Origin of the sequence: Bradyrhizobium sp. LTSP849 (assembly GCF_000938255.1) — a bacterium.
Taxonomy (GTDB): Bacteria; Pseudomonadota; Alphaproteobacteria; order Rhizobiales; family Xanthobacteraceae; genus Bradyrhizobium.
This window is the reverse complement of the sequence record NZ_JYMR01000012.1, coordinates 197,589-221,467: the sequence shown is the minus strand read 5'-3', so window position 1 is coordinate 221,467 and position 23,879 is coordinate 197,589. Positions and strand designations below refer to the sequence as shown.

Here is a 23,879-nt window from a genome sequence, read left to right as displayed (position 1 = left end):
CGGCAAATGAGATCTTGGCGGCCCGCTTCGGCGGGCCGTCTCTTTTGTGTCGCTACGCGTACAAATACCCGACTGGCTCGCCCTCGGTCCGCAGGGGACGGATGTCCTTCCCAGTAATGATCTGACCGGCCAGGCCGTCGATCTCGTCGCGCTGCGTCGGCGTCCAGGTGCGAAGGTCATTCATGCCTTTGAGCAGGCCCAGCCGGAGCACCTGGGTGTTCTCGCCGAGGCCAACGAGACTGATCGAATCCTTGCCCGCCGTCACCACATCGCCGGCCGCGAGCTCAAAAGTCTCGCCAGCCTTCTTCTTGAACTCAGCCGTGCCGCGAATGACACGATAGATCACGACCTCGCCCTTGGCGAAACAGGTGGCGTCCGCGGCGATGGACGTACTCTTCGGCAGGAGCGAGTGGCCGCGCGGGTCGGTCGCGATGATGTGGCCGGCGACGAGATGACCGCTGGGAATCTCGATCCCGATATCGCGCACGTAAACCGGCATGGCCGATTTCACGAGGCTGTCGACGAGCGGCTTGAACAGCGCATCCAGCGCCAAGGGATCCTGAAGCCAGAAGCCTGCATCGGCCGGCCGGTCGTGCAGCGGGTGGCTCCAGGCCACCCGCGGCGTCTCGTCTTCGTTGATCTGATCCGGACCGACAATGGTCGGGTTCGGAAAGGTCGTCGGATCGGTGATGAAGGCTTCGAGGAATTTGCCGGAGTAGCCCATGGAAATCGGATCCGGCGCGACTGTCTGCGGCGTCTTCAAATTCTCTTCGGTCGATAGACCCGACCAGGTGTAGAATAGCTGGCGGTGCACGATCGCGCTTTGCAGCATCACCGCGCCGGGGCCGACATTATAGAAGCGCCCATCGTAATCGAAGGTGAACGCGCCCGAGGTGACCAGCACGAGCTGAAAGCCGCCCGGCGGAAGATGAAGATGGAAATCGGTCGGGCCGGTGTCGGGGAGGTAGATCGGAAGATTGGTCGCGACTTCGTGCAGCAGGAAGGTCTCGTTGTTGGCGTGGAAGCCTTCGTTGGCGCGGTTGTAGAGCGCCTGCGGACGGTACGTCGCCTCGTACTTCGCATTCCGGTCGCGATCGATCGCCACGAAATCCTGAGTGTTGAGGCAGAGCGGCGCGCCATTCGGGTGGGTGAGGCCAGTGATTTTGAGATCGCCCGCAGCATGCACGTTCATGACATTCTCCGGTCTGAGCCATGGCTCGCTTGAGAACTCATTGCGAATTTTGGGCCAGTTCGGTTGCGGGGCAGCAAAGGGGCCCGGCGCCTCGATGCGGCGAGCCTGGTCAGGAAGAAATCCGGTGGTTGCACCGGAGGTTAGATCGCCCGTTCGCTTCGACAGTCCGACGCTCCTCCAGACCCTCGCGATTGCGGGGCAGCGACGTAATTTGTCTAATTTGTCGGCAAGCCTCGCCAGCGGGCGTGCAATTGCGCGGGTGGCAGATCAGCGTGGCGCCGTCAGGCCGATTGACAGAATGTTCATGATTTGTTCTTATGCTCTCATCGAGATGGAGGCAGCCATGGACAACCGTATCAACGAAATCCGCAGAACCATTCGGGCGCTCCGCGTCAGCATGCTCGAGGCGGAGGCGATCATGCATGAGCAGATCAATCGGGATGAGGACTGCAGCTTCGTGGCGCAGGAAATCCTCAAGATGCGCGCGGTCATGAGCGGGCTGGTGAAGGAGCGAACCGCGCTTGGCGATGACGAGCCGATCCTTGTGAACCACTTCTTCATTCCGCGACGCCGGCCGACACGAAAACCGGTGGCTACTCTCTCCCTCAGCTTCGGTTCTGCGCCCCGCCAAAACCTGGCGGCGAGGGTTTGACGCGGAGATCCGCTCATTTAAAGGACTGGCGCGCGGCCATATCCGGTTTGCCCACCGGGCTGTCCGCCCACTTCGCCATCTCCATCGTTCGCGCGTCGATGCCTTCGCACCAGAGGCAATTGAGCTCTGCGCGGCCCTTCTCGGACAGGATGGGGACGAGGCCATGGCCGCAGCCGGCGCAACAGGTGATGTGAGTCATACGTCCTCCACGACAAAGCAAGTTGGGGAACGATGTTTTCGTTCCCCAAGCTTGCGCGGGCGCTATGACGATGCCCGGACGTTACGTCCGACGGCGGCGCTCGCTTCGGAGATCGTCGACATTACGATCCATTTGCGACACGGCTGCGATCTTGCTGCACACCGCAACAGGGAACCGATGCGGCGGCTGGTCGCACTGCTGTCGGCTTGATTCCGGCAGAGCCGGCTTTATCTGTGAGGAGAACAAGAATCCGGGCCCCTCTGGCGAGGACGCCGACAATGTCGGTTAGACCTCGCGATGTCGGATGACCTGTCCCGCGCGAATGCGATGGATCGGCCGATCGTCGGGCCTTCTCTGTTCCCTCCGACTCAATCGTCCCCATCGCAGTTCCGCGCGGCCATTTCGCTAAGTTGAGGAGCAACGATGTCTGACGCCAAATACTCAAACCCGATCGAACTCGAGATCACCGAGCCGCGCAGCTTCAACGAGCAAGCTGCGGTGGCGCTGGTGATTGTCGGTGCGCTCGTCGCGGTGGCCGATCGACGGGTTTCGCCGGTCGAGCGCGACGAGGTGATCCGCTTCATCAGAGAGCGCGGACTGGCGCCGCACATCACCGACGAACGCCTGTTCGCGATGTTCGACGAGCTCGCCGTACGGCTCGAAGAGCCGGACTTCGCCAATGTGGTGATCGATACGCTGCGGCCGGTCGCGGACCTGCCGCTCTCGTCCCATCTCATCGAGCTGTCGGAGCGCGTCGCGGCCGCGGACGAGGACGTGCACCCCCACGAGGTGCAGGCAATCAAGCTGTTGCGCCTGCTGACGCTGGTGCTGCCGCGCGCAAAGCCGGTCGGGCCGAGCGCGGTCAGCACCACCCCTAAGGAGTGAGCATGAGCGCAGCTTCGGACGAGCGGGCGAGGGGAGCGAAGGACACCACCGGTCAGATGGCCGGCGGCGACCCGCGCCTCGACAAGCTCGTCCGTCGCTTGCCGCAGCGCATGGGCGACACCGTTTCCTATCTGCTCAAGCCGTCCAGCCGCTGGGTCCGGATTCCCGCGGGCGCGCTGCTCGTCGTCGGCGGCGTGCTGTCCATCCTGCCGGTGCTCGGCATCTGGATGCTGCCGCTTGGGCTAGCGTTGCTCGCCGAGGACGTCCCCGCGCTGCGCTCTTCCCGGTCAAAGGTGTTCGACTGGATCGAGCGCCGCAAGCCGCACTGGCTGGATCCATCCGCACCCAAAAATGATCAATCATGATTGAATTCATCACTGCCGACGCGCTGACCGCGCTGCTTCAGGTCGTCCTGATCGACCTCGTGCTCGCCGGCGACAACGCCGTCGTCATCGGCCTTGCTGCGGCGGGCCTTCCGGCCGAGCAGCGCCGGCGCGCCATCGTCGTCGGCATCGTCGCCGCCACCGCGCTTCGCATCGTCTTTGCCGGCGTTGCGACCCAGCTCCTCCAGGTGATCGGCCTCTTGCTCGCCGGTGGCGTGCTGCTGTTATGGGTGTGCTGGAAGATGTGGCGCGAGCTGCGCGAGCAAGCCGCGCAGTCGAGCGAGCTTGCGTTCAGCCATGGCGGCGGCACGGCCACATCGCCGCCGCGCAAGACGTTTGGGCAGGCTGCGGCGCAGATCGTAGCCGCCGACGTCTCCATGTCGCTGGACAACGTGCTCGCGGTCGCAGGTGCCGCGCGCGAGCATCCCTACATTCTCGCGTTCGGGCTGCTGCTGTCAGTCGCGATGATGGGCGTCGCCGCCGACCTGCTCGGCCGTGTGCTGCAGAAGCAGCGCTGGATCGCCTATGTCGGTCTCGCCATCATCGTTTACGTCGCCTTCGAGATGATCTATCGCGGTTCGCTCGAGCTCGCGCCTGTCATCGCAAGCCTCTAAGGCGACGCCCCTTGCCCGCACTCCGGAGTGATCCATGACGTCTGAACCCAAAGCACCTTCGGTGGCGCCTGTGCCGCCTCCGCCGATCGGCCTGTTTGCCCAGGTCATCTTTGGCTCGCGCTGGCTGCAGGTGCCGCTCTATGTCGGACTCATCATCGCGCAAGCCGTCTACGTGCTGCTGTTCCTGAAAGAGCTCTGGCATCTGGTCGTCCACTCGTTCGACGCCAGCGAGCAGCAGATCATGCTGGTCGTGCTCGGGCTGATCGATGTCGTGATGATCTCAAACCTTCTGATCATGGTGATCGTCGGCGGCTACGAGACCTTCGTCTCGCGCCTGAACCTGAGCGGCCATCCGGACGAGCCTGAGTGGCTCAGTCACGTCAATGCCAGCGTGCTCAAGATCAAGCTGGCGATGGCGATCATCGGCATCTCCTCGATCTCGCTGCTCAGGACCTTCATCGAGGCCGGCAATCTCGGCACCACGCGCAGCAATTTCACCGAGACCGGCGTGATGTGGCAGGTGCTGATCCACCTGACCTTCATCATCTCGGCGATCGGCATCGCCTGGGTCGACCGCCTCAGCGAGAGCGGGCACCGCAAGGTGACCGGTCACGGCTGAGCGCGCGATCTAGCCTGCGAGATTCATGTCGGCGAGAGGAGGCGAGGCCGTCTCCGCCGAGCGCAGCGATGTGGCCGCCACCGCACGGTTCCGGCCGGTGTCCTTGGCCTGGTAGAGCGCGATGTCGGCCTCTCGTAACAGTGCAATGTCGTTGGTGCAGGCCTCGTGCTTGTCGGCCACGCCGATGCTGATGGTCACATAGCCGCGCGGCGCCGCGGGATGGCGGATGTCAAGCTTTCGGATCGACTGGCGCAACTGCTCGGCGACCTCCATCGCACGTGCCTCGGTCATGCCGGGAAGCACGATGGCGAATTCCTCGCCGCCATATCTTGCAGCCTGGCCGCCAGTATTGGCAGTGACGCTCTCGATCACGCCGGCGATCTGGCGCAGGCAGGCATCGCCGGCCTGGTGGCCGAGCGTGTCGTTGAATCCCTTGAAGTGGTCGATGTCGATCATCAGCACAGAGAGGAGCTGATTGTGCGCATACGCGTCGCGCAGGAAACCGTCGAAGCTCCGGCGGTTGGCGAGCCGCGTCAGGCCGTCGGTGGTGGCAAGCTGTGCGAGGCGCCGGTTCGCCGTCGAGAGCTCCTCTTCGAGCAGCCTGCGTTGCGTCACGTCGCGCAGCACTGAGACGGTCGAGAGCCCGCCCGTGCCGAACCCCTCGGCAGGCCGGAAGTTGGATTCCAGCCACACCACCGCGCCGTCAGGCCTGTTGACGCGGAAGGTGATTGAGCGCGGACGGCCGCTGTCATCCAAGAGCTCGCCGCTGCGAGCCACCATCTCGCGGTCGTCGGGGTGGACGAGATCGAGGCAGGAGCGACCGACGACCATGTCCTCGGTCATGCCGAGCGCTGTGTGGACCGACTGCGAAACGTAGCGGCACACACCCTTCGCGTCGAGCACGAGGACGATGTCGGCGATGTTGTCGGCGAGCAGGCGATAGCGCTCCTCGCGTTCGTACAACGACTGTTCAAGGCGCGTGCGATAGTGGAATTGCCGCGCCAGCAGCGTGGCAATGCCGGCGATGGCGAGCAGGAGGAAGAACGCAACGAAAGCGTCCCGGTGCAGCGCCTGCTGCCAGCCGGCGAGAATCTGCGCCTCGGACCGCGCGACGGTGACGAGAAGAGGGTAGTGCGGGCTCTGCTCGTAGCCGAAATATTTGGCGATCCCGTCGAAGGGCGACGTGGTTCTGTAATAGCCGTCCGGGCTCTGCTTCAGGCGGCTCTGAAACAGCGGCGTGCCGGAGAGGTCGCGGCCGCTGGAGCCGGATGGCCAGCGGGCCAGCATCGTGCCTTCGCCGGTGATCAGGCTGATGGCGCCATGCTCGCCGATCCACAACGAGCGATAGAAGTCGCTGAAATAGTCGCAAGGAATCGAGGCCATGACGACGCCGGCGAACGCGCCGGTTGCGGCATCGCTGATGCGCTTCGACAGCGCGATGGTCGGCCGGCCGGTGGTGCGCGAGTCGTGCGGACCGCTGATGCGCAGGCCGCTGTCGGGGTTGTCCCGATGGAAGTTGAAATAATCCCGGTCGGCGTTGTTGTGGGACGGCAGCAGATCGGAGCTCGAATAGAGGGTGTCGCCGTTGCGGTCGAGCACCTTGATCTCGCGGAGCTGGGGCAGGGACCGCACCGTGTTCGCCAGATGGGCGTTGAAACGCTCAGCGCTGTCCGGCTGGCGGTATTTGAGCAGGTCGACGATGCCGCTCATCGCGACGCCTGGCGCCTGGAACGAATGCACGGCGTGCTGGGTGAGCGAGTGGACGAGGTTCCGAATGTCTTCCTCGTTGCGCGTCAGTGCCGTCTCGCGACCGAGCGCGGCCTTCCACGCCACCAGTCCGAGCACGCATGCGCTCATCAGCACGACGAAGGCCCAAACGGCCATGGTCGAGTGGTGTTGCATCTTGGCGTGAAGACGTGCTGACGGCATCGGGCCTGACCAATGTTGAACCCGGCGATGATCGCCATCCGTCATTTCCGACTGGCTAATTTCCGTCCCCGCGCATGCGGAGAATTCGCCGCGTTATTAACGAGGCGTGGAGGCGATTGTCGGAAAGGGGCAAGTGTCCGTATTTGACCGGGGGCTCGCTCAGGAACGAGGGGCATCATCCGTAAAATAACGGCCCCGCGTCAGCGTCTCGGAAGGTGTTTCGCCGAACGCCAATCTGTAGCCGCGCGAGAAGTCGCCGAGGTGCCAGAAGCCGTTGCCGAGTGCTGCGGCCTTGACGCTCAAGCCGGTGCGTCCGGTCATGAGCTGGACGCGGGTGGCCCACAGCCGCTTGAGACGCAGATAGTGGTGCAGGCTCACGCCGTGCACGGCATGCGTTGCGGTCTGGAGCGTGCGCACGGAGACGCCGAGCGTGGCGGCAAGGTCTTCGCTGTAGAGCGGCCGACTGCCGAACGTGGCCACAACGTCATCGAGGCGCGCGATCAGCTTGCGGTGCTTGTCGAACGATCCGCGTCGCGCGGCCAGCCCGTCGGCCGGCACCAGGGTGTCGTCGAGGCAGGCGAGCAGCGTCTCCTGGATCGGCCGGTTGAGCGCTTCGAACTGTCTGGGGTCGTTCAATTCCGAAGCCAGGCAAAACATGTTCTGGATCGTCGCACGCAGGCGCGCCATGGCTGCGTCATGCGAGCGGAAGAATCCGAGTCCGCTGTCGTAATCCGCCCAGCCGCGATGGCGCATGTCCGAGTTGAACCGCATCATCAAATAGGTGTTGGCGCGCTGCTCGACCGATTTGATCGGAACCCTGCCGCGGACGACGTTTACCGTCGAACTGTCGATCTCGCGGCCGTTGGTGATGGAGTGAAACGAGAACGGGATCGTGAGGCCGACGCCACGGTCGGTGCCGATATCGACCTCGAGGCAGCGGGCAAAGGCGCGCTGGAGCACGAAGAGCCCGTCCTGGAGCGGCAGGATGGCGCGGGACAGTGAGAAATCTCGCGGGCGAAGCGGTGTGCTGGTGCCGAGACCGAGCACTTCGTTGGCGCGAAATTCGTCGAAGTCCGAGAAGCGCTCGATACCAAGGACTCGCGAAGGTTTTAGCCGACCTAGCGGCATTGCGGGATCCTCAGGGGGTGAGCGGGCTTAATCCGCAGAAGGTATCAGATGGCCGACCCTTGGCCCTATTCCGGTAAACTACTGCGGTGCTTCATCACGCGACTTGCGGGTACGCCGCGTTCTCCCGCCGCTCGCGCTCGCCGAGTTCACGCACCAGCTCTTGAAGAAATGACTCCGTGTAGGCGGGCAGGGTGCGTTCGGCGCGGACATAGATGCCGAGATCAGACCACACCGGGCTCCCCGCATTGTCGAGCGGCAGGAACACGAGCTGGCTGTCGCGCGACAAGCGGCCGACGCCGAGCTGGGTCTGGAAGGCGACGCCGACGCCGCGCGCGGCGAGCTCGCGCATCAGGTCGATCGAGTTGGCCTGGATCGCGGGTTCCGGCGTCTCGGGCAGCTGTGCGATCAGCGGTTGGAGCAGATGATAGATCGACAGCTCCGGCAACGCGTTGATGACGGGGAAGGCGAGGCATTGCGCCAGCGTGACTGTCTTGCGGCGCGCCAACGGATGCTCGCGGGCGACGAGTGCGCCAAGGCGAAACCGTTTCAGCGCGACCTGCCGCAGGTCTGGCGGATGCCTGAGCGCGATGGCAATTCCGATATCGGCCTCGCCGCGGCTCAGGGCTTCGAGCACGCCCGACGATCCCATCACCTCGGTGGTGAAGCTGACGCGCCGGGCGCGGCCGCGGTGCGAGGCGATCAGGTCGGGCAACACCGACTCGGTGAGCGACTCGATGCAGGCGATGCTGACCGTGCCGTGCCAGGTACCGGACAGGGACGCTACGTCGGAGCGGAAGCGGTCGAGGTCCTGGAGCACGTTCATGACGTGGCGGGCCAGCATCTCGCCGACCGTTGTCAGCGTCAGGCCGCGCGCATTCCGCTCGAACAAGGGTGATCCAACCTCTTGTTCCAGCTTGAGAATCTGTCGGCTTACGGCGGACGAGGCGACATTCAGGCCGCGCGCCGCAGCCCGGATCGAGCCGGTGCGGCGGACGGCGTGGAAGTACTGGATGGCCGGTGAGTGAAATCGCATGGGACCCCCAGGCCAGACTATAGCTGTTGCCGAAACGGCAGCAACATGTACGAAATTCTCTGCCTTTTGAGAGCGCTGACTTCACCCTAGTGTCCTGTGCGGACGGGCCTGTCGGGCCCGCGCGATGGCGCGCCCGCACCGATGCGGCAGGGGATTTTTGGGGTGAACGAGAATATCGCTTGCGAGCTGGAGCACGGGCGAGATGCCCGTCTGGTCGACCGCCGCCGCGCGGCCGCCTATGTCGGCGTGACCGCCGGCCGCTTCGAGCAATTGGTGCGCGACAACGTCGTGCCGCCGCCGGTCATGGTCGACAACAAGCGGCGCTGGCCGATCGCGTTGCTCGACGTCGCCAAGGAAGCGGTCGGCAGCTGCATGCCGTCCCTGCCGGCGGCCATCGTCGATGCCGTTGCCGAGACGCGTCCCTGCGAGCGGGACGCCGCGCCATCGTCGCGCGAATTGCCTGACCTGGCCTGGTTTGAGCAACGCGCGAGCTTCGTTCAGCGCGTCCGCCGCTCGCTGCTCTCGGGCAACGAAATTCGTCTGCTGCGCGAGTTCAAGGTGCTCAAGCAGAACCAGATCAGCATGTTCGGCTACTATGGAAGTTTCGAAGCCCTGATGGTGCGCGGCTACATCGTCGAACTCGATCGCAAGCCGCCGTCGAGCCGACCGCTGGTGACCTATCGTCTGACCGCGCAGGGCGAGCAGGTGATCTCCGCACTGAAGGACGAGCCGCTCTTTTGACCGGGCGCGCGGATTATTTGAGAATCTCGCAGACCGTCTGATGCGCTCCGGTGGCGGGCTGCGGCTCGCCGGCGGAGATGCGTTGCCACCAAATGTCCAGCGCGTCGCGGTCACAACGAAGCTTGACGCTCATGCCGCCGGCGAACTTGATCCAGTCGGCGAAGTGCTCCTTGCCGACGGCGATCACTACGGGAATGTCGGCGTCGAGCGCGCGCTCGATCAGATAGGACAGGCCCTTGCCGTCGCGCTCGCGCTTGCCGAAGCGGTTGATGATGACGAGATCGGCGCCTTGCGACAGCGCATCCGCGATCCGCGCGCCGGCATTTTGCAAGCGTGCGAGATCGAGCCGGCAGCCCTGCGCGGCCGGATCGAAATCCTGTGCCAGCAAAAGCTTCTCGCCGCTGTGAAGTAGCACCGCGCAGAGGCTGGAGTCCACGCATTGTCCGGCCTGCACCATGCCCACCACACGAAAGCCGCGCGCATTCAAATCCGCGGCGAAGCTGCGCAGGACGGCGTCGGGGTCTTGATGCGCCTCGTAGACCAGGCGGCGAGGTCGCATTGCGCATCGAACATGGTCCGCCTCCGTTTCGCCGGGAGTAGATCGGGGCCGCGGCATGTCCGCCGCGACCCCGGATGTCGGGATCAGGCCGCTGGCGGCCCGTTGATGATCTGGAGCTGGGTGAATTCGGCGAGGCCTTCCTCGGCGAATTCAGTGCCGATGCCCGACTGCTTGGCGCCGCCGAACGGGATGTGCGGGGCCATGTCGAGATGCTTGTTGATCCAGACCGTGCCGGACTCGAGCTGGGTCGCCACCTCGTGGGCCCGCTTGATGTCGGACGACCAGACCGACGCGCCGAGACCGTAGGTGGTGGCATTGGCGCGGCGGATCGCGTCATCCTTGTCGGAATACTTGATCAGCGGCAACACGGGGCCGAACTGCTCTTCGTCGACCAGCTTCGAGCCTTCCTTGATGTCGCGCACGATGGTCGGCTCGATGAAGTAGCCGGGCCGGTCCATCGCCGAACCGCCGGCGACCACCTTGCCGTTCTTGCGCGCGTCTTCGAGGAACGTCTTCACCTTCTCGTACTGCATCTTGTTCTGAAGCGGTCCGAGCTTGGTGCCCTGCTTGGCGCCGTCGTCGACCACCGTGCTCTTGGCGATCGCGACCAGCTCGTCGCAGAGCTCGTCATAGACGGATTCGTGCACATAGAGCCGCTTGATGGCGAGGCAGACCTGGCCGGAGTTTTGGAAGGCGCCCTCGAAGATGCCGGGCGCGACCTTCTTCGGATCGACGTCGTCGAGCACGATGCCGGCATCGTTGCCGCCGAGCTCCAGCGTGATGCGCTTGAGCGTCTGCGCCGCGCTCGCCATCACCTTCTGGCCGGTCGCAGAGGAGCCGGTGAAGGAGATCTTGCGGATGTCGGGATGCTTGGTCATCTCGCCGCCGAGGTCGTTGGCGTCGGTGATGAAATTGAGCACGCCCTTCGGCAGGATATCCTTGATCAGCTCGGCGAAGCGCAAAGTCGCAAGCGGCGTGGTCGGTGCCGGCTTCACCACCAGCGTGTTGCCGGCAAGCAGCGCCGACGGCAGCTTGAAGCTGAGGATCAGCAGCGGATAGTTCCAGGGAATGATGGCGCCGACGACGCCGAGCGGGCGGCGATAGGATTCCACCTTGCGGTCGCCGGAGTCCTCGATCACCTTCATCGGCAGGTCGAGCGAGCTGAGGTAGCGGAAGAACGCGGCCATGCCCAGCACTTCGCCCGTGGCATCGCCAAGCGGCTTGCCTTGCTCACTGGTGAGGATGTGGGCGAGCTCGCCCGAATTGGCCTCGATCACGTCGGCCATCTTGTTCACGAGCTTGCGGCGTTCCTCGATCGGGGTCGCGGCCCAGGCCGGGAAGGCGGCCTTCGCCGCGGCGACGGCCGCATCGAGCTGCGCCTTGGAGGCACGCGGACACTGCGCCAGCACCTCTTCGGTCGCGGGATTGAGAACCGGCATGGTCTGGTCGCCGGGCACCATCTTGCCGTCGATGAGAAGATTGTAGTCGCTCATTGGCTTTGCGCTCCCTTGAAGAAACGGGCCGTTCGGGCCTCGTTATATCGCACCATATATCACGTTTCCGCCGGGCCGACCATGACATCCGAGGTATTCCAGAGAGGCGGGCTAGACGCTGGTGGGCATATCGATATATCTTTCCGAATATAGCGGAATTGAGTTCCGGAGTCTGGAATGGAAATCAAGGTGAGGTCGCTCACGAACTGCGAGGTGGCACCCGATGGCGGCGCGATCTCGCTGGGCTTCGAGGATTCGGCGGGCAATTCCGCCGCCGTCAGCGTCTCGCTCAATCAGGTCGGCGCCCTGATCATGACGCTTCCGGGGCTGCTCGAGGCCGCGCTGAAGGCCCGTTACGGCGACCAGAGCCTGCGCTACGCCTATCCGCTGGCGTCCTGGGTGCTGGAACAATCGACCGACACGACTCAGCGCATCATCACGTTAGAGACCGAGGATGGCTTCAAGGTCCGCTTCTCGATCCCGAAGGCCGAGCAGAGCCTGCTGGGCGAGGCCCTGACCCGGCCGATGCCCGAAGTGTCGGTGCGGCCGAATTGACACGAGGTCAGTCGGCGGTCTCCGCCCTGGGCGGTAGCCGCCGGACCTGGAAGCCGGTCTTGCTCTGCTCGAAGCCGGCTGACGTGTAGAAGGCCAGGGTCGATGGCTTTTTCGAACCAGTCATCAGCATGACTTTATAACAGTTGGCCTGCCACGCGGCGTCGACGGCTGCCTGCAGCACCTGCTTGCCGTAGCCGCGCCCCCTAAACGCAGCATGCGTGACGACATTCTCGATCAATCCGTAAGCCAGGCCACCGCGCGTCAGGTTGGGGATCACGACCAGTGTAGAGGACGCGACGACGGAACTGCCGGTGGTCCCGATCAAGACCGCGCTTCCGCGATAAGTCTGCAATTCGTCGAGGCGCTGCGCGGCGAGGTCGAGCGGCGGACTTTCGTCCGACGGATCGAGATGCCGGTAGAGTGCGAGAACTTGTGGAAGGTCGGCAAGCAGAGCAGGCCGAATGATCAGGGGCTCGTCCATGCGCGCCCGTCCATTCACGATTTGCGCGAGCGGCGGATGTCGGTCTGGAGCGCCTCGAGCTCCTTGCGGACGGCGCGTGCCGCGTCGCGCTCGATCTTGCGATAGCGCGTTACCAATCCCTCGCCGAACGGCGTGAGCATCGCGCCGCCGCCGTTCTTGCCGCCGGCTTGCGGCTCGACCGCCACCTGTCCGCAGATGCGGTTGATCTCGTCGACGAGATCCCAGGCGCGTTTGTAGGACATGTCCATGGCCCGTCCGGCCGCCGAGATCGAGCCGTGCTCCCGGATCTGCTCCAAAAGCTCGATCTTGCCGGGTCCGATCCGATCCTCGCTGTCGAGGTCGATCCGAACGCTGAGTTGGGGAAGCGATTTGGCGCTGGCGCGCGACATGATGGGTCTCTTCGACGAATGGCGAGAGAGATTGCCACTCTTGCCCGCCGCGGACAAGGTGAACGCGGCGCAACGCATCACCTCACCGCGTGCATCTCCAGGAACGCCTTCACGCCGGTCACATCGCCCGTGTTCGACGGGACGTAGCCGGGCAGGCTCGCGACGGCGGCGCGAAAATCGGCGCTGCGCATGATCTCGAGAATGCGCTGCATCGGTTCGGTGTCGAGGAACGCGCGCTTGCAGACGAAGAAATAATCCTCGGTGAGGATACGGATGAAGTCGAGGCCGAATTGCCGGGCGGCGGCCTCGACGCCAAAACTCGCATCCGCCATGCCGCTCGCGACATAGGCGGCGACCGCCGCGTGGGTGAACTCGATCTGCTGCGCGCCATTGATGCGGCTCTCGTCGATGTCGTGCGCCGCAAGCAACTGGTCGAACAGCAATCGCGTGCCGGAATCGTGGTCGCGATTGACGAAGCGCACTTTTGGCGTGGTGAGATCCTCGATTGATCGGATGCCGAGCGGATTGCCGCGCGCGACCATCAGCCCCATCTCGCGCGTCACGAAACTGATGACGCGGTCCTCGCGCGGATCGAGCCATTCGCGCGCGGTGTTGATGCCTTGCGCGCGCAACGCGCCGTGCGGCAGATGCAGGCCGGAGAGATCGCAGGCGCCTTGCGCCAGCGAGACCAGCGAATTCTGGTTGCTGACATAGCGCAAATCGACGCCGATGCCGGGCTCGCGGTCGAGGAATTCGCGCAGTTTGGCGACTGCAAAGCCGTGGCTCGCATGGACGCGGATCACTGACGGACGCTGCTCGAGGAACGGCTTGATCTCGCTCGCAAGCTCCTGAGCGAGGTTCTCGAGTTGCGGCCCGAGCCTCGCCTGCATGCGCTCTCCCGCCCACACCAGCCGTTCGCCGAATGCTGTGAGCTTGGTGCCCTTGCCGCGACGGGTCTCGACCAGCGGCGTGCCGAAAAACTCCGACCATTGCTCGATCAGATTCCAGACATGCCGGTAGGAGAGGTGGGCGTCGGTGGCTGCGCTGGAGATTTTTCCGGTCTTCCGGATTTCGTTGAGAATGCCAAGCATGACCACCGCCGTGCGCGGGCTGCCCTCCCGGCGAAACCGCCAAACTGCCTCGATCTCGATCTGGAGCATGAAACGACCTTATGAAGTTGAGTTCATATGGTGAGTGGGTCATAGGCACACCATATCATATTTACTGCGGCAAAAGCCGGCCTAATCTGGTATACCAGAAACGGAGGAAATATGATGTCAGTTGCATATGACTTTGCGCGGTCTCCCGCCGCCGAGTTCATGGCCCGGCCCCAGAACCTGCTGATCGATGGCCGCCGCGTACCGGCGAGCTCCGGCCGCACCTTCAAATCTCTCAACCCCGCCACCGGCCAGGTCATCGCCACCGTCGCGGAAGGCAACGAGGTCGATGTCGATCACGCCGTTGCCGCCGCCCGCCGCGCCTTCGAAGGCCCTTGGCGCACGATGCGCGCCTCGGAGCGTGGCCTGATCCTGATACGCTGGGCGGAGCTGCTGAAAGCTCACGCCGACGAGATCATCGAGATCGAATCGATCGACGCGGGCAAGCCGATCTCGGCGACGCTGCGCCAGGATTTTCCGGCTGCCGTCGACACCCTGATCTATTACGCCGGCTGGGCCGACAAGATCAGCGGCGACGTCGTGCCCGTGCGCGACGATGCCTTGACCTACACCGTGCGCGAACCGGTCGGCGTGGTCGCGGCGATCGTGCCCTGGAATTTCCCGCTGATGATCGGCATGTGGAAACTGGCGCCGGCACTGGCTTGCGGCTGCACCATCGTGATGAAGCCGGCGGAGCTGACCTCGCTGTCGGCGCTGCGCATCGCAGAGCTTGCGCTCGAAGCAGACCTGCCGGCGGGCGTCTTCAACGTCGTCACCGGCCCCGGCCGCGTGGTCGGCGACGCGCTGGTCAATCATCCCGATGTCGACAAGGTCACCTTCACCGGCTCGCCCGGCGTGGGTCGTGGAATCATGAAGGGCGCTGCCAGCAATTTCAAACGCGTCTCGCTCGAACTCGGCGGCAAATCGGCCAACGTCATTTTCGACGATGCCGATCTCGAAGCCGCGTCCAAGGCTGCTGCCTCCGGCATCTTCTTCAATGCCGGCCAGGTCTGCTCGGCCGGCTCCCGCGTGCTGGTGCAGGAGAAGGCGTATGACGAAGTCGTCGAGCGGCTGGCTGCGCGCGCCAAGTCGCTCAGAATCGGCGATCCCCTTGATCGCAAGACGGTGCTCGGCCCCGTCATCTCCGAGAAACAGATGAAGTCGATCCTCGACTATGTCGACATCGGCCAGAAGGAGGGCGCGACCCTCGTTACCGGCGGCGAGAAGGTCGGCGAACGTGGCTATTTCATCAGCCCTGCGGTGTTTGCGAATGTCGCGCATGAGATGCGAATCTCGCAGGAAGAGATCTTTGGCCCCGTCGTCAGCGTCATCAGGTTCAAGGACGAGGCCGATGCTTTACGGATCGCCAACGGCACGGCCTACAGCCTTGCCGCCGGCGTCTGGAGCCGGGACATCGGCAAGCTTCAGCGCTTCGCCAAGCGGGCCCGCGCCGGCACGGTGTGGATGAACACCTATGGCTACACCGACGTGCGCCTGCCCTGGGGCGGCGAGCGCGACTCCGGCCTTGGCCGCGAGCACGGCACCGCGGCGATCGACAATTTCACCGAGCCCAAGGCGGTGTGGATGAATTTGGCCGTCTGATACCTCCCGAGCGGCCAATCCTGGAGCCCGCCTGATCCGCCCGGTCAGGTGGGCTCTCTTTTTCGAGATCGGTAAAATTGTCTGCAATCCGCTCAGCGGCGGCAAACCCTGCGGATAAGAACCGGAGCTGTTTAAACCTCCGCTTTGGAACCGACATGCATCCTGCCTGCAAAGGGTGGGGCATCAGCATGTCTATTCTCAAGGAGATCGTTGCTGCGGGCGCGGGAGTCTACGCGCTTCTGTGCGCCTGCGACGCAGTGTTCGGCGTCGGCGAGGCGCGTTTCGACGACGCCTATTACAGCGCCAGCTTCTATGCGCCGCGACCGAAGGAATTTCGCTTTGCCGGCGACACGCCGCCGGCCGTGCGCGTCAGCGACGCTTTTGCACAGTTCTCGCGGGCTGAAGCCAAGCCCAACAAGCGTTACTCGTCCCTGACGACGATCATTCGCTAAGCGGATCACGCCGCTCGCGCCGGCGGTCCTACGGCTTCGAGCGCGGCCACTTCCTCGTCAGTGAAAACGCGGCTACGGGTGAGAAACCTCACGCCTTCGGGCGCCTCGGCCGAAAAGCCCGAGCCACGCCCAGGCACGACGTCGATGATGAGCTGGGTGTGCTGCCAATATTCGAACTGGGCGGCGCCGATGTAGAAGTCGCAATCGGCGATCTTCCCGAGAAACACGTCCTGCGGGCCGACGCGGAAATCGCCGACTGGATAGCACATCGGCGCCGAGCCGTCGCAGCAGCCGCCGGACTGGTGGAACATCAGCGCGCCGTGCTGGGTCTTGAGGCGCGCGATGACCTCGGCTGCCTTCGGTGTGATCTCGACCCGATTGACCATGATAGGTATCCTGCAAACAAAAAGCGGCGCAGGCGCGGACAAAGCCACGCCTGCGCCAGGCGGCGAACGATCAGAAGAAGCCGAGCGCCTTGGTCGAGTAGCTGACCAGGACGTTCTTGGTCTGCTGGTAGTGGTCCAGCATCATCTTGTGGTTCTCACGGCCGATGCCGGACGCCTTGTAGCCGCCGAACGCCGCATGCGCGGGATAGGCGTGGTAGCAATTGGTCCAGACCCGGCCGGCCTGGATGGCGCGGCCGAACCGGTAGGCGCGGTTGCCGTTGCGGGTCCAGACGCCGGCGCCGAGGCCGTAGAGCGTGTCGTTGGCGATTGCGAGCGCGTCTTCCTCGTTCTTGAACTTCGTGACCGATACGACCGGTCCAAAGATCTCCTCCTGGAAGATGCGCATCTTGTTGTGGCCTTCAAAGATGGTCGGCTCGACATAGTAGCCCTCGGCGAGCTCGCCCTCCATTTTCGCGCGCTTGCCGCCGGTCAGAACCTTGGCGCCTTCCTGCTTGCCGATGTCCAGATAAGACAGGATCTTCTCGAGCTGGTCGTTGGAGGCCTGCGCGCCGATCATGGTCGAGGCATCGAGCGGGTGGCCCTGCTTGATCTTCTTGGTGCGTGCGACCGCCTTCTCCATGAACTTGTCGTAGATGGATTCCTGCACCAGCACGCGGCTCGGGCAGGTGCAGACCTCGCCCTGGTTGAGCGCGAACATCGAAAAGCCTTCGAGCGCCTTGTCGAGGAAGTCATCGTCGGCATCCGCCACGTCGGCGAAGAAGATGTTCGGCGATTTGCCGCCGAGTTCCAGCGTCACCGGGATCAGATTGTCGGAAGCGTATTGCATGATCATGCGGCCGGTCGTGGTCTCGCCGGTGAAGGCGATTTTTGCGATCCGCTTGTTCTGCGCCAGCGGCTTGCCAGCCTCGATGCCGAAGCCGTTGACGACGTTGATGACGCCAGGCGGCAGGATGTCCGCGATCAGCTCCATCACTGCGAGGATGCCGAGCGGCGTCTGCTCCGCGGGCTTGAGCACCACGCAATTGCCGGCGGCAAGCGCCGGCGCGAGCTTCCAGGTCGCCATCAGGATCGGAAAATTCCAGGGGATGATCTGGCCGACGACGCCGAGCGGCTCGTGATAGTGATAGGCGACGGTGTCGTGGTCGATCTCGGAAATACCGCCTTCCTGCGCGCGCACCACGCTCGCGAAATAACGCCAGTGGTCGACCACCAGCGGCATGTCGGCGTGCGTGGTCTCGCGGATCGGCTTGCCGTTGTCGAAGGTCTCGATCAGCGCGAGCAAATCGAGATTGGATTCGATCTTGTCGGCGATCTTGTTCAGGATGCGCGAGCGCTCCTGCACCGACGTCTTGCCCCAGGCATCCTTGGCCTTGTGCGCGGCATCGAGCGCCAGTTCGATATCGGCCGCGGTGGAGCGGGGAACCGAGCAGAGCTTCTTGCCGGTGATAGGGCTCGGATTGTCAAAATACTTGCCTTCGACGGGAGCGACCCATTTGCCGCCGATGAAATTGTCATAGCGTTCGCGGATAAGAAGCGTTTTCGAGACCTGGTCGAGCGCCTGTTGGAACATGATATTTCCTCCGTGGATTGATCGGCGTTCTCTGCGCCTTGAATCATGCGGTCTCGCGCATCGTTAAACGGGCGCTCCGATTGCGGCGGAGCACCACGGCGCAAAGTGAACCGGGCCGAAGCGTTTGCCGCTCCGGCAACGAGGGGAGATTTTGGATCATCCCGGCGAAACCGCGCGAACTCTGCGCCGGGCTGAATGGTTCGTCAACGCTGTATTCGATCAAATATGGCGCGCTGTCGCCGCGGTAAGAACGCGCAGCGCGATTGCTGCGCTGCGCGTCCGGTAACGTGCTACTTCGGCAGTGCGATCGGCTTGAGCGTGAACGGGCCCGGGTCCTTGCTCTTGTTCTCGCCGATGACGTAGGACAGCTTGCCTTCCGCAACCCAGCCGGTGTCGCCGACCTGGGCGACGGAAACCGGTTCGGTGAGACCGTCCTTGATCACCTCGATGCGCGCCTCGTCGCCGCTCACGGTGATCCTGTCGAGACGGCCGGCTCCCTCGATCAGCAGAAAGCCGTTGCCGAACGCGCGGAGTGCATCGGCGTGGTCCAACGCGCTTGACGGCTTCAGCTCGGTGATTGCACCGGACTTGCCGTCCTTGACGGCGATCCGGAACAGTTTTGCCGGGATGAAGGTCGTCACATAGAGGTTGCCGTCGGAACCGACGGCGATGCCGTCGAGGCCGACGCCATCCTTGGCCGGTGCCAGCGCCGGGTCCGTCGCCCAGACCTCGAGCGCGGTCGCACCGGGCTTGAGGCTGTAGACATAGGGGGCGAAGGAGTCGCTCACGTAAGCGGTTCCGTCGCCACTCACCGCGATGTCGTTGCAAAACGACTTCTCGTCCTTGAGCGCGAAGCTGGCCTTGGGTGCACCCGTTCGAAGGTCGAACGTCTTCAGAAACGCGCCTTTGCCGCTGCCGGGACTTGGAACGCCCATGCCTGACAGATCGTTCGAGCAGGCGTAAAGCGTTCCGCTCTTCTCATCCGCCAGCACCCCAAGCGTGGAGCGGCTGCCATTGGCGCCGGGTGAGATGAAGGCATCGACCTTGCCGGTCGGCGTAATCCGCGTCACGCCGCCGTGATTGAAGCTGCCGACATAGAGCGCGCCGTCACTGGTTGCCGTCACGCTCTCGGGAAAGCTCTTGTCGGGCACGCTGACCGGAGCAGGGGTCTGGGCTTGAGCGACCCCTGTCGTGAGTGCGCAGGAGGCGAGGATAGCAGCGACCGCACCAAGGGCGCGACCGGTCGTGAGCGTTTCTCCCTGCCTGCGCGAGCGCGAGGCATTGTCGTATTTTTTCATGATTGCGATTCCTGACGAATAAGAAGGGACTATTCTTCAGAGGCGAGCTTTGTCGGCCGTTTGTCGCTGTGGCTGGCGGATCCCTTTGCTCCTCCCCGGTCCGCCTTGCCGCCTACGATATATACCAATAAATATAGCGACACGAAGGCCGATGGCCGGAATCAAAGAGGATCCCACGATGTCCCGTCACGTTGCACCTGTGCGCGAAGAGAGCGGCAGCGTGGAAGCGCCGCGCAGGTGCTTGAGTTGTAACGGGATCATCGCCGGCCTTGCCGACCAGGATCTCGGCATCGGCCTCAACATCAAGCTCGGCCTGGTCTCAGACGAATGCGCGCTGATCTGCAACGCGTGCACCGCAAAATTGATCCGGCAGCAGGTCGTGGTTTGAGGTTGAATGAAGCTGTTCATGTTCTACGTCGGCGGCGATTGCGGCAATTCCAATGTGGAGCTGCATGACGTCAGGTTCTCGATCGGGCAGACGCCGGAGGATTGTTTCGCGGATCTGCGCAAGCAATGGTGGGGTGAGCCGAAGAGCCTGCATCTGGATTGCTGGGGCGCGGTGGAGCAGGCCGATGGGTACGACCTCGAGCTGTCATCCACGCCGCCGGTTGGCGAGCAGGGCAAGCTGTTCTTCGTCAACCTGGGCGGCTACGATCCCGCGCTGTTCAGCGAGCTGCACAAGAACATCCTGATCGTCGCCACTGATGCCGGCGCCGCCAAGGACCGGGCCAAGGCGCAGATCAACCATTGGCAGAAGCCGCACAAGGACAAGCTGTTCGAGGTCGAGAAGACCGTCGACATCAGTGCGCTGATGCGGGACCACGGCTATCATCTCGTCCTGCGGCAGGCCGTGCAGGGGAAGCCGTTTCAGTTCCAGTGCGACTACCTTCCGATCGGCGAATAGCCGGACAATCATGGAATAGGGTCAGTTTATGAGAGCCTCACTCTCCATCATCTCCGCATTTTGTCTTGCGATCAGCGCCACGGCCGCGCGCGCGAGCCGGCCCGCGTCTTTGCCGCGGGCAGCCTGACCGTGCCGTTGAAGCAAGCGATCAAGGCCGCAGGGCTCGATGCATCGCAGGTCGCCGATCCCGTCTTCGGCCCGGCGGGCGGCTTGCGCGAGCGCGTCGAGAAGGGCGAGGTCGCCGACCTCTATCTGTCGGCCAACACCGAGCATCCGCGTACGCTGGCGGCGCAGCGGCCGCAGACGCTGGTGATCCCGTTCGCACGCAACAATCTCTGCCTGTTCAGCCGCGACACGGTTGGTCTCACCGAGGCCAATGCGCTCCAGACGATGCTCGATCCCAAGATCCGGCTGGCGACGTCAACGCCGATCGTCGATCCCGGCGGCGACTACGCCTTTGCCGTGTTCAAGCGCGCTGACAAAGTCCGCGCCGGGGCCGATGCCGTGCTCAGCGGGAAAGCCCTGAAGCTGATCGGCGGCCCGGCCGCCATCACACCGCTTGAGGGCCACTCGCCGGCTGCCAGCATCTTCCTCGCCGACAAGGCGGATGTGCTGCTGGTCTATTGCAGCGGCCAGCAGCAGACCTTGCGCGAGGTCTCCGGCTTGAAGGTGTCGCGCCTGCCGCCGGAGATCGACGTGGTCGCGACCTACGGGCTGGCGTTGCTCACGGACAATCCGGCCGCCGCGCGGCTTGCGCTGTTCCTGCTGTCGGACAAGGGGCAGGACATCCTCGCCGAAAACGGTCTTGTGAAGATCAGCCCAGTCGAGCGGTGATAAGAGCTGGCCGAACACCCGCGTCAACATCTCCCAAAGAAAGAGCAAGAAGATGGACTACGTCAAATTCGGCAAGACCGGTCTTGGTGTCTCCCGCCTGTGCATCGGCTGCATGACCTATGGCATCCCCGACCGCGGCTCGCATCCCTGGACGCTCGAGGAGGAGAAGAGCCGTCCGCTGATCCGCAAGGCGCTCGATCTCGGCATCAACTTCTTCGACACGGCCAATGTCTATTCCGACGGCACCTCGGAGGAGATCGTCGGCCGCGCGCTGAAGGAGTTCGTCAAGCGCGACGACATCGTGCTCGCCACCAAGGTCAACGGCCGGATGCGGCCGGGTGCGAACGGAGCAGGGCTGTCGCGCAAGGCGATTTTTGCCGAGATCGACAACAGCCTGAAGCGTCTCGGCACCGATTTCGTCGATCTCTATCAGATCCATCGCGGCGACCCGACGGTGCCGATCGAGGAGACGATGGAAGCGCTGCATGATGTCGTGAAGGCCGGCAAGGCGCGCTATATCGGCGCATCCAACATGTATGCATGGCAGTTCGCGAAAGCGATCTACACCTCGCGCATGAACGGCTGGACCGAGTTCGTCAGCATGCAGGACCACATCAACCTCATCAACCGGGAGGAGGAGCGGGAGATGCTGCCGTTCTGCCTCGACCAGGGCATCGCCGTGATGCCGTGGAGCCCGCTGGCGCGCGGACGGCTGACGCGGGCGTGGGCCGAGAGCAGCGCGCGGCTCGAGACCGACGAGTTCGGCAAGACGCTCTACAACGATTTTCCGGACTCCGATCGCGAGGTGTCCGAGGCCGTCGGCAAGATTGCGGCGGCGCGCGGCGTTCCGCGGGCGCAGGTCGCGATGGCCTGGCTGCTCCAGAAGAAAGGCGTGACCTCGTCGATCATCGGCGCGTCCAAGCCGGAGCATCTGACGGATGCGGTCGCCGCGCTGTCGCTCAAGCTCAGCGCTGAGGAGATCAAGGCGCTGGAAGCGCCTTACGTGCCGCATCGCGTCGCCGGCTTCTCCTGACAAGAGCGGGCTCATGATTCTCTATCTGCTGGCCTATCTCGGTGGCGTCCTGACCATCGTGAGCCCGTGCATCCTGCCGGTTATTCCGTTCGTGCTGGCGCGCGCCGATCGTCCGTTCTTGCGAAACGGGCTGCCGATGCTGATCGGCATGTCGCTGGCTTTTGCCGTCGTCGCGACGCTTGCGTCCGTCGCGGGTGGCTGGGTTGTTTCCGCCAACCAATATGGACGCGGTGCCGCGCTGATCCTGCTCGCATTGTTCGGCCTGACACTGGTGTTTCGGAGTTGGCCGATCGCCTGATGCGGCCGCTGGTGGCGGTCGGCGCGCGCATCTCGCAGTCGGCGGACCAGCCGGGCGAGGACAGTCTTGTCGCGCCGCTCGTGCTCGGAATTGCCACCGGCTTTCTCTGGGCGCCTTGCGCGGGGCCGGTGCTTGGCCTGATCCTGACGGGCGCCGCGCTTCAGGGCGCCAATGCCGGGACAGCGCTGCTGCTTCTGGTTTACGCCGCCGGTGCCGCAACGTCGCTGGCGTTGGCTCTGCTGGTTGGCGGCCGCGTCTTCGCCGCGATGAAGCGCTCGATCGGCGCCGGCGAGTGGATCAGGCGCGGCGTCGGCGTCGCCGTGCTCGCGGCCGTCGTCGCCATTTCGCTTGGCCTGGACACCGGCTTCCTCACCAATCTCTCGGTCGGCAGCACGACGTCGCTGGAGCAGGCACTGCTCGACAAGCTGCACCCGAATGCGAAGACCGCGATGACCGGTCCGTCGATGCAGGCCAAGCCGAGCGGCGATAATGCATCCGACCTGCTGGTCGAGGATCTCGATCCTTCGCTCGACGGCGCGCAAGCTTGGCTGAACTCGCCGCCGCTGACGCTGGAGCAGTTGAAAGGCAAGGTCGTCCTGGTCGATTTCTGGACCTATTCCTGCATCAACTGCCTGCGTTCGATTCCCTATGTGCGCGCCTGGGCGGAGAAATATCGCGACCGCGGTCTCGTCGTGATCGGCGTGCACGCCCCTGAATTTGCGTTCGAGCGTAACGTGGACAACATCAAGAACGCCATTGCGACGCTCAAGATCGGCTATCCCGTCGCGGTCGACAACGACTACAAGATCTGGCGGTCCTTTGAGAACCAGTACTGGCCTGCGCATTACTTCATCGATGCCAACGGCAAGGTCCGTCACCATCATTTTGGCGAAGGCGAGTATGCGGAATCCGAGCGCGTCATCCAGACGCTTCTCGCAGAAGCCGGCAGCAAGAATGTCCCGTCCGACATTGTCGCCGTCAAGGCGTCGGGCGCTGAGGCGGCGGCCTCCGACGGCGCCGACGTCAAATCGTCCGAGACCTATGTCGGCTACGATCGCAGCGAGAATTTCGTCTCGCCCGGTGGCGTGGTGAAGGACGAGAGCCACGTCTATGCCGCCGGCGAACCGCAGCTCAACGATTGGTCGCTCACCGGCAACTGGACGGTCGGGTCCGAGCGTGCGCAGCTGAACCAGCCTGACGGCAGCATCGTCTACCGCTTCCATGCCCGCGACCTGCATCTCGTGCTCGGCCCCGCAACCGAAGGCGCCAACATCCGCTTCCGTATCACCATCGACGGCAAGGCACCCGGCGCCGCGCACGGCATGGATACGGACGCCGACGGCAACGGCGTGGTGACGACGCAGCGCCTCTATCAGCTGATACGCACGCCGGACGCTGTCGCCGACCACACCTTCGAGATCCGCTTCCTCGATCCCGGCGTCCAAGCTTTCGCCTTCACGTTCGGCTAAGCG

Annotated in this window: 26 protein-coding genes and 1 pseudogene; 14 read left to right on the top strand and 13 right to left on the bottom strand. The window is 64.0% G+C overall.

The window, feature by feature from the left end; genetic code table 11:
- Nucleotides 1-52 precede the first annotated feature (52 nt).
- The gene (locus tag UB31_RS10455) at nt 53-1,192 is read right to left on the bottom strand and encodes a hypothetical protein (protein WP_045010801.1); all 1,140 of its coding nucleotides are present in this window, start codon (nt 1,190-1,192) and stop codon (nt 53-55) included.
- Between the two features lie 343 nt (nt 1,193-1,535).
- Here UB31_RS10455 and UB31_RS10450 point away from each other — a divergent pair, with 343 nt between their 5' ends.
- Nucleotides 1,536-1,844 (top strand): hypothetical protein, encoded by a 309-nt coding sequence (locus UB31_RS10450; RefSeq protein WP_245305971.1) that lies wholly within the window; start codon nt 1,536-1,538, stop codon nt 1,842-1,844.
- Between the two features lie 13 nt (nt 1,845-1,857).
- Here the strand turns inward: UB31_RS10450 and UB31_RS10445 are convergent, their stop codons facing one another.
- The gene (locus UB31_RS10445) at nt 1,858-2,043 is read right to left on the bottom strand and encodes a hypothetical protein (RefSeq protein WP_045010800.1); all 186 of its coding nucleotides are present in this window, start codon (nt 2,041-2,043) and stop codon (nt 1,858-1,860) included.
- Between the two features lie 423 nt (nt 2,044-2,466).
- Here UB31_RS10445 and UB31_RS10440 point away from each other — a divergent pair, with 423 nt between their 5' ends.
- From UB31_RS10440 to UB31_RS10425, 4 genes are read left to right on the top strand one after another with little or no spacing between them, the layout of a single operon-like run.
- The gene (locus tag UB31_RS10440) at nt 2,467-2,928 is read left to right on the top strand and encodes a tellurite resistance TerB family protein (RefSeq protein WP_045000883.1); all 462 of its coding nucleotides are present in this window, start codon (nt 2,467-2,469) and stop codon (nt 2,926-2,928) included.
- Between the two features lie 2 nt (nt 2,929-2,930).
- Nucleotides 2,931-3,293 carry a hypothetical protein gene (locus UB31_RS10435; protein ID WP_045010799.1) on the top strand — a complete coding sequence of 121 codons (363 nt, stop codon included), beginning with the start codon at nt 2,931-2,933 and terminating at the stop codon, nt 3,291-3,293.
- A complete protein-coding gene (locus tag UB31_RS10430; protein ID WP_045000880.1) occupies nt 3,290-3,925 on the top strand; it encodes a TerC family protein in 636 nt (211 codons plus the stop codon). Before UB31_RS10435 ends, UB31_RS10430 begins: the two co-directional genes overlap by 4 nt.
- Before the next feature lie 34 nt (nt 3,926-3,959).
- Nucleotides 3,960-4,544, top strand: coding sequence for a TIGR00645 family protein (locus UB31_RS10425; protein ID WP_045000879.1), 585 nt, complete (start codon nt 3,960-3,962; stop codon nt 4,542-4,544).
- Between the two features lie 9 nt (nt 4,545-4,553).
- Here the strand turns inward: UB31_RS10425 and UB31_RS10420 are convergent, their stop codons facing one another.
- From UB31_RS10420 to UB31_RS10410, 3 genes are all read right to left on the bottom strand, one after another.
- Nucleotides 4,554-6,473, bottom strand: a complete 1,920-nt coding sequence (locus UB31_RS10420; protein WP_045010798.1) for a diguanylate cyclase — start codon at nt 6,471-6,473, stop codon at nt 4,554-4,556.
- A gap of 159 nt (nt 6,474-6,632) precedes the next feature.
- On the bottom strand, nt 6,633-7,601 hold the full coding sequence (locus UB31_RS10415; RefSeq protein WP_045010797.1) for a helix-turn-helix domain-containing protein: 969 nt from the start codon (nt 7,599-7,601) through the stop codon (nt 6,633-6,635).
- Between the two features lie 94 nt (nt 7,602-7,695).
- Nucleotides 7,696-8,634 (bottom strand): LysR family transcriptional regulator, encoded by a 939-nt coding sequence (locus UB31_RS10410; protein ID WP_045010796.1) that lies wholly within the window; start codon nt 8,632-8,634, stop codon nt 7,696-7,698.
- A 162-nt stretch (nt 8,635-8,796) separates the two neighbouring features.
- Here UB31_RS10410 and UB31_RS10405 point away from each other — a divergent pair, with 162 nt between their 5' ends.
- Complete coding sequence (locus UB31_RS10405) at nt 8,797-9,375, top strand: hypothetical protein (RefSeq protein ID WP_045010795.1); 579 nt, start codon at nt 8,797-8,799, stop codon at nt 9,373-9,375.
- Between the two features lie 13 nt (nt 9,376-9,388).
- Here UB31_RS10405 and UB31_RS10400 read toward each other — a convergent pair whose 3' ends face one another.
- Both UB31_RS10400 and UB31_RS10395 read right to left on the bottom strand, forming a co-directional pair.
- Nucleotides 9,389-9,934: a DUF2478 domain-containing protein gene (locus tag UB31_RS10400; RefSeq protein WP_349643865.1), complete on the bottom strand. Its 546-nt coding sequence runs from the start codon at nt 9,932-9,934 to the stop codon at nt 9,389-9,391.
- Nucleotides 9,935-10,017: 83 nt separating this feature from the next.
- Nucleotides 10,018-11,427 carry an aldehyde dehydrogenase family protein gene (locus UB31_RS10395; RefSeq protein WP_045010794.1) on the bottom strand — a complete coding sequence of 470 codons (1,410 nt, stop codon included), beginning with the start codon at nt 11,425-11,427 and terminating at the stop codon, nt 10,018-10,020.
- A 177-nt stretch (nt 11,428-11,604) separates the two neighbouring features.
- On the opposite strand from UB31_RS10395, the gene UB31_RS10390 reads away from it, so the two are divergent.
- Complete coding sequence (locus UB31_RS10390; RefSeq protein ID WP_045010793.1) at nt 11,605-11,982, top strand: hypothetical protein; 378 nt, start codon at nt 11,605-11,607, stop codon at nt 11,980-11,982.
- A 7-nt stretch (nt 11,983-11,989) separates the two neighbouring features.
- On the opposite strand, the gene UB31_RS10385 is transcribed toward UB31_RS10390, so the two are convergent.
- From UB31_RS10385 to UB31_RS10375, 3 genes are all read right to left on the bottom strand, one after another.
- Entirely contained in the window at nt 11,990-12,463 is a 474-nt protein-coding gene (locus UB31_RS10385; protein WP_045010792.1) for a GNAT family N-acetyltransferase, read from the bottom strand.
- 14 nt (nt 12,464-12,477) lie between these two features.
- Nucleotides 12,478-12,852, bottom strand: coding sequence for a winged helix-turn-helix domain-containing protein (locus tag UB31_RS10380; RefSeq protein WP_045001169.1), 375 nt, complete (start codon nt 12,850-12,852; stop codon nt 12,478-12,480).
- Between the two features lie 77 nt (nt 12,853-12,929).
- Nucleotides 12,930-14,012 (bottom strand): substrate-binding domain-containing protein, encoded by a 1,083-nt coding sequence (locus UB31_RS10375; RefSeq protein ID WP_045000866.1) that lies wholly within the window; start codon nt 14,010-14,012, stop codon nt 12,930-12,932.
- A gap of 114 nt (nt 14,013-14,126) precedes the next feature.
- On the opposite strand from UB31_RS10375, the gene UB31_RS10370 reads away from it, so the two are divergent.
- Both UB31_RS10370 and UB31_RS10365 read left to right on the top strand, forming a co-directional pair.
- Nucleotides 14,127-15,611: an aldehyde dehydrogenase family protein gene (locus UB31_RS10370; RefSeq protein ID WP_045010889.1), complete on the top strand. Its 1,485-nt coding sequence runs from the start codon at nt 14,127-14,129 to the stop codon at nt 15,609-15,611.
- A 188-nt stretch (nt 15,612-15,799) separates the two neighbouring features.
- Entirely contained in the window at nt 15,800-16,063 is a 264-nt protein-coding gene (locus tag UB31_RS10365; RefSeq protein ID WP_045010888.1) for a hypothetical protein, read from the top strand.
- A 5-nt stretch (nt 16,064-16,068) separates the two neighbouring features.
- On the opposite strand, the gene UB31_RS10360 is transcribed toward UB31_RS10365, so the two are convergent.
- From UB31_RS10360 to UB31_RS10345, 3 genes are all read right to left on the bottom strand, one after another.
- Entirely contained in the window at nt 16,069-16,449 is a 381-nt protein-coding gene (locus UB31_RS10360) for a DUF779 domain-containing protein (protein ID WP_045010791.1), read from the bottom strand.
- 70 nt (nt 16,450-16,519) lie between these two features.
- A complete protein-coding gene (adh, locus tag UB31_RS10355; protein ID WP_045010790.1) occupies nt 16,520-18,040 on the bottom strand; it encodes an aldehyde dehydrogenase in 1,521 nt (506 codons plus the stop codon).
- Between the two features lie 290 nt (nt 18,041-18,330).
- A complete protein-coding gene (locus UB31_RS10345; RefSeq protein ID WP_245305970.1) occupies nt 18,331-19,338 on the bottom strand; it encodes an NHL repeat-containing protein in 1,008 nt (335 codons plus the stop codon).
- A gap of 178 nt (nt 19,339-19,516) precedes the next feature.
- Between UB31_RS10345 and UB31_RS10340 the strand changes: the two genes are divergently transcribed.
- From UB31_RS10340 to UB31_RS10320, 5 genes and pseudogenes are all read left to right on the top strand, one after another.
- Nucleotides 19,517-19,726, top strand: a complete 210-nt coding sequence (locus UB31_RS10340; protein WP_156162757.1) for a hypothetical protein — start codon at nt 19,517-19,519, stop codon at nt 19,724-19,726.
- A 6-nt stretch (nt 19,727-19,732) separates the two neighbouring features.
- Nucleotides 19,733-20,242 carry a DUF1543 domain-containing protein gene (locus tag UB31_RS10335; protein WP_045010788.1) on the top strand — a complete coding sequence of 170 codons (510 nt, stop codon included), beginning with the start codon at nt 19,733-19,735 and terminating at the stop codon, nt 20,240-20,242.
- A 60-nt stretch (nt 20,243-20,302) separates the two neighbouring features.
- Nucleotides 20,303-21,076, top strand: coding sequence for a substrate-binding domain-containing protein (locus tag UB31_RS10330; protein ID WP_050044746.1), 774 nt, complete (start codon nt 20,303-20,305; stop codon nt 21,074-21,076).
- Nucleotides 21,077-21,128: 52 nt separating this feature from the next.
- A complete protein-coding gene (locus tag UB31_RS10325) occupies nt 21,129-22,109 on the top strand; it encodes an aldo/keto reductase (protein ID WP_045010786.1) in 981 nt (326 codons plus the stop codon).
- A 13-nt stretch (nt 22,110-22,122) separates the two neighbouring features.
- Nucleotides 22,123-23,876, top strand: a pseudogene (locus UB31_RS10320) (cytochrome c biogenesis protein DipZ).
- Nucleotides 23,877-23,879: the final 3 nt, after the last annotated feature.

Bases quoted from the DNA above. Each gene is read 5' to 3' on its own strand.
- UB31_RS10395 (WP_045010794.1), bottom strand. From the start codon at position 11,427: ATGAGCGACTACAATCTTCTCATCGACGGCAAGATGGTGCCCGGCGAC.
- UB31_RS10420 (WP_045010798.1), bottom strand. From the start codon at position 6,473: ATGCCGTCAGCACGTCTTCACGCCAAGATGCAACACCACTCGACCATG.
- UB31_RS10325 (WP_045010786.1), top strand. From the start codon at position 21,129: ATGGACTACGTCAAATTCGGCAAGACCGGTCTTGGTGTCTCCCGCCTG.
- UB31_RS10445 (WP_045010800.1), bottom strand. From the start codon at position 2,043: ATGACTCACATCACCTGTTGCGCCGGCTGCGGCCATGGCCTCGTCCCC.
- UB31_RS10415 (WP_045010797.1), bottom strand. From the start codon at position 7,601: ATGCCGCTAGGTCGGCTAAAACCTTCGCGAGTCCTTGGTATCGAGCGC.
- UB31_RS10410 (WP_045010796.1), bottom strand. From the start codon at position 8,634: ATGCGATTTCACTCACCGGCCATCCAGTACTTCCACGCCGTCCGCCGC.
- UB31_RS10360 (WP_045010791.1), bottom strand. From the start codon at position 16,449: ATGGTCAATCGGGTCGAGATCACACCGAAGGCAGCCGAGGTCATCGCG.
- UB31_RS10345 (WP_245305970.1), bottom strand. From the start codon at position 19,338: ATGAAAAAATACGACAATGCCTCGCGCTCGCGCAGGCAGGGAGAAACG.
- UB31_RS10425 (WP_045000879.1), top strand. From the start codon at position 3,960: ATGACGTCTGAACCCAAAGCACCTTCGGTGGCGCCTGTGCCGCCTCCG.
- UB31_RS10390 (WP_045010793.1), top strand. From the start codon at position 11,605: ATGGAAATCAAGGTGAGGTCGCTCACGAACTGCGAGGTGGCACCCGAT.
- UB31_RS10430 (WP_045000880.1), top strand. From the start codon at position 3,290: ATGATTGAATTCATCACTGCCGACGCGCTGACCGCGCTGCTTCAGGTC.
- UB31_RS10440 (WP_045000883.1), top strand. From the start codon at position 2,467: ATGTCTGACGCCAAATACTCAAACCCGATCGAACTCGAGATCACCGAG.
- UB31_RS10340 (WP_156162757.1), top strand. From the start codon at position 19,517: ATGTCCCGTCACGTTGCACCTGTGCGCGAAGAGAGCGGCAGCGTGGAA.
- UB31_RS10450 (WP_245305971.1), top strand. From the start codon at position 1,536: ATGGACAACCGTATCAACGAAATCCGCAGAACCATTCGGGCGCTCCGC.
- UB31_RS10435 (WP_045010799.1), top strand. From the start codon at position 2,931: ATGAGCGCAGCTTCGGACGAGCGGGCGAGGGGAGCGAAGGACACCACC.
- UB31_RS10365 (WP_045010888.1), top strand. From the start codon at position 15,800: ATGTCTATTCTCAAGGAGATCGTTGCTGCGGGCGCGGGAGTCTACGCG.
- UB31_RS10335 (WP_045010788.1), top strand. From the start codon at position 19,733: ATGAAGCTGTTCATGTTCTACGTCGGCGGCGATTGCGGCAATTCCAAT.
- UB31_RS10370 (WP_045010889.1), top strand. From the start codon at position 14,127: ATGTCAGTTGCATATGACTTTGCGCGGTCTCCCGCCGCCGAGTTCATG.
- UB31_RS10375 (WP_045000866.1), bottom strand. From the start codon at position 14,012: ATGCTCCAGATCGAGATCGAGGCAGTTTGGCGGTTTCGCCGGGAGGGC.
- UB31_RS10400 (WP_349643865.1), bottom strand. From the start codon at position 9,934: ATGCGACCTCGCCGCCTGGTCTACGAGGCGCATCAAGACCCCGACGCC.
- UB31_RS10455 (WP_045010801.1), bottom strand. From the start codon at position 1,192: ATGAACGTGCATGCTGCGGGCGATCTCAAAATCACTGGCCTCACCCAC.
- UB31_RS10380 (WP_045001169.1), bottom strand. From the start codon at position 12,852: ATGTCGCGCGCCAGCGCCAAATCGCTTCCCCAACTCAGCGTTCGGATC.
- adh (WP_045010790.1), bottom strand. From the start codon at position 18,040: ATGTTCCAACAGGCGCTCGACCAGGTCTCGAAAACGCTTCTTATCCGC.
- UB31_RS10385 (WP_045010792.1), bottom strand. From the start codon at position 12,463: ATGGACGAGCCCCTGATCATTCGGCCTGCTCTGCTTGCCGACCTTCCA.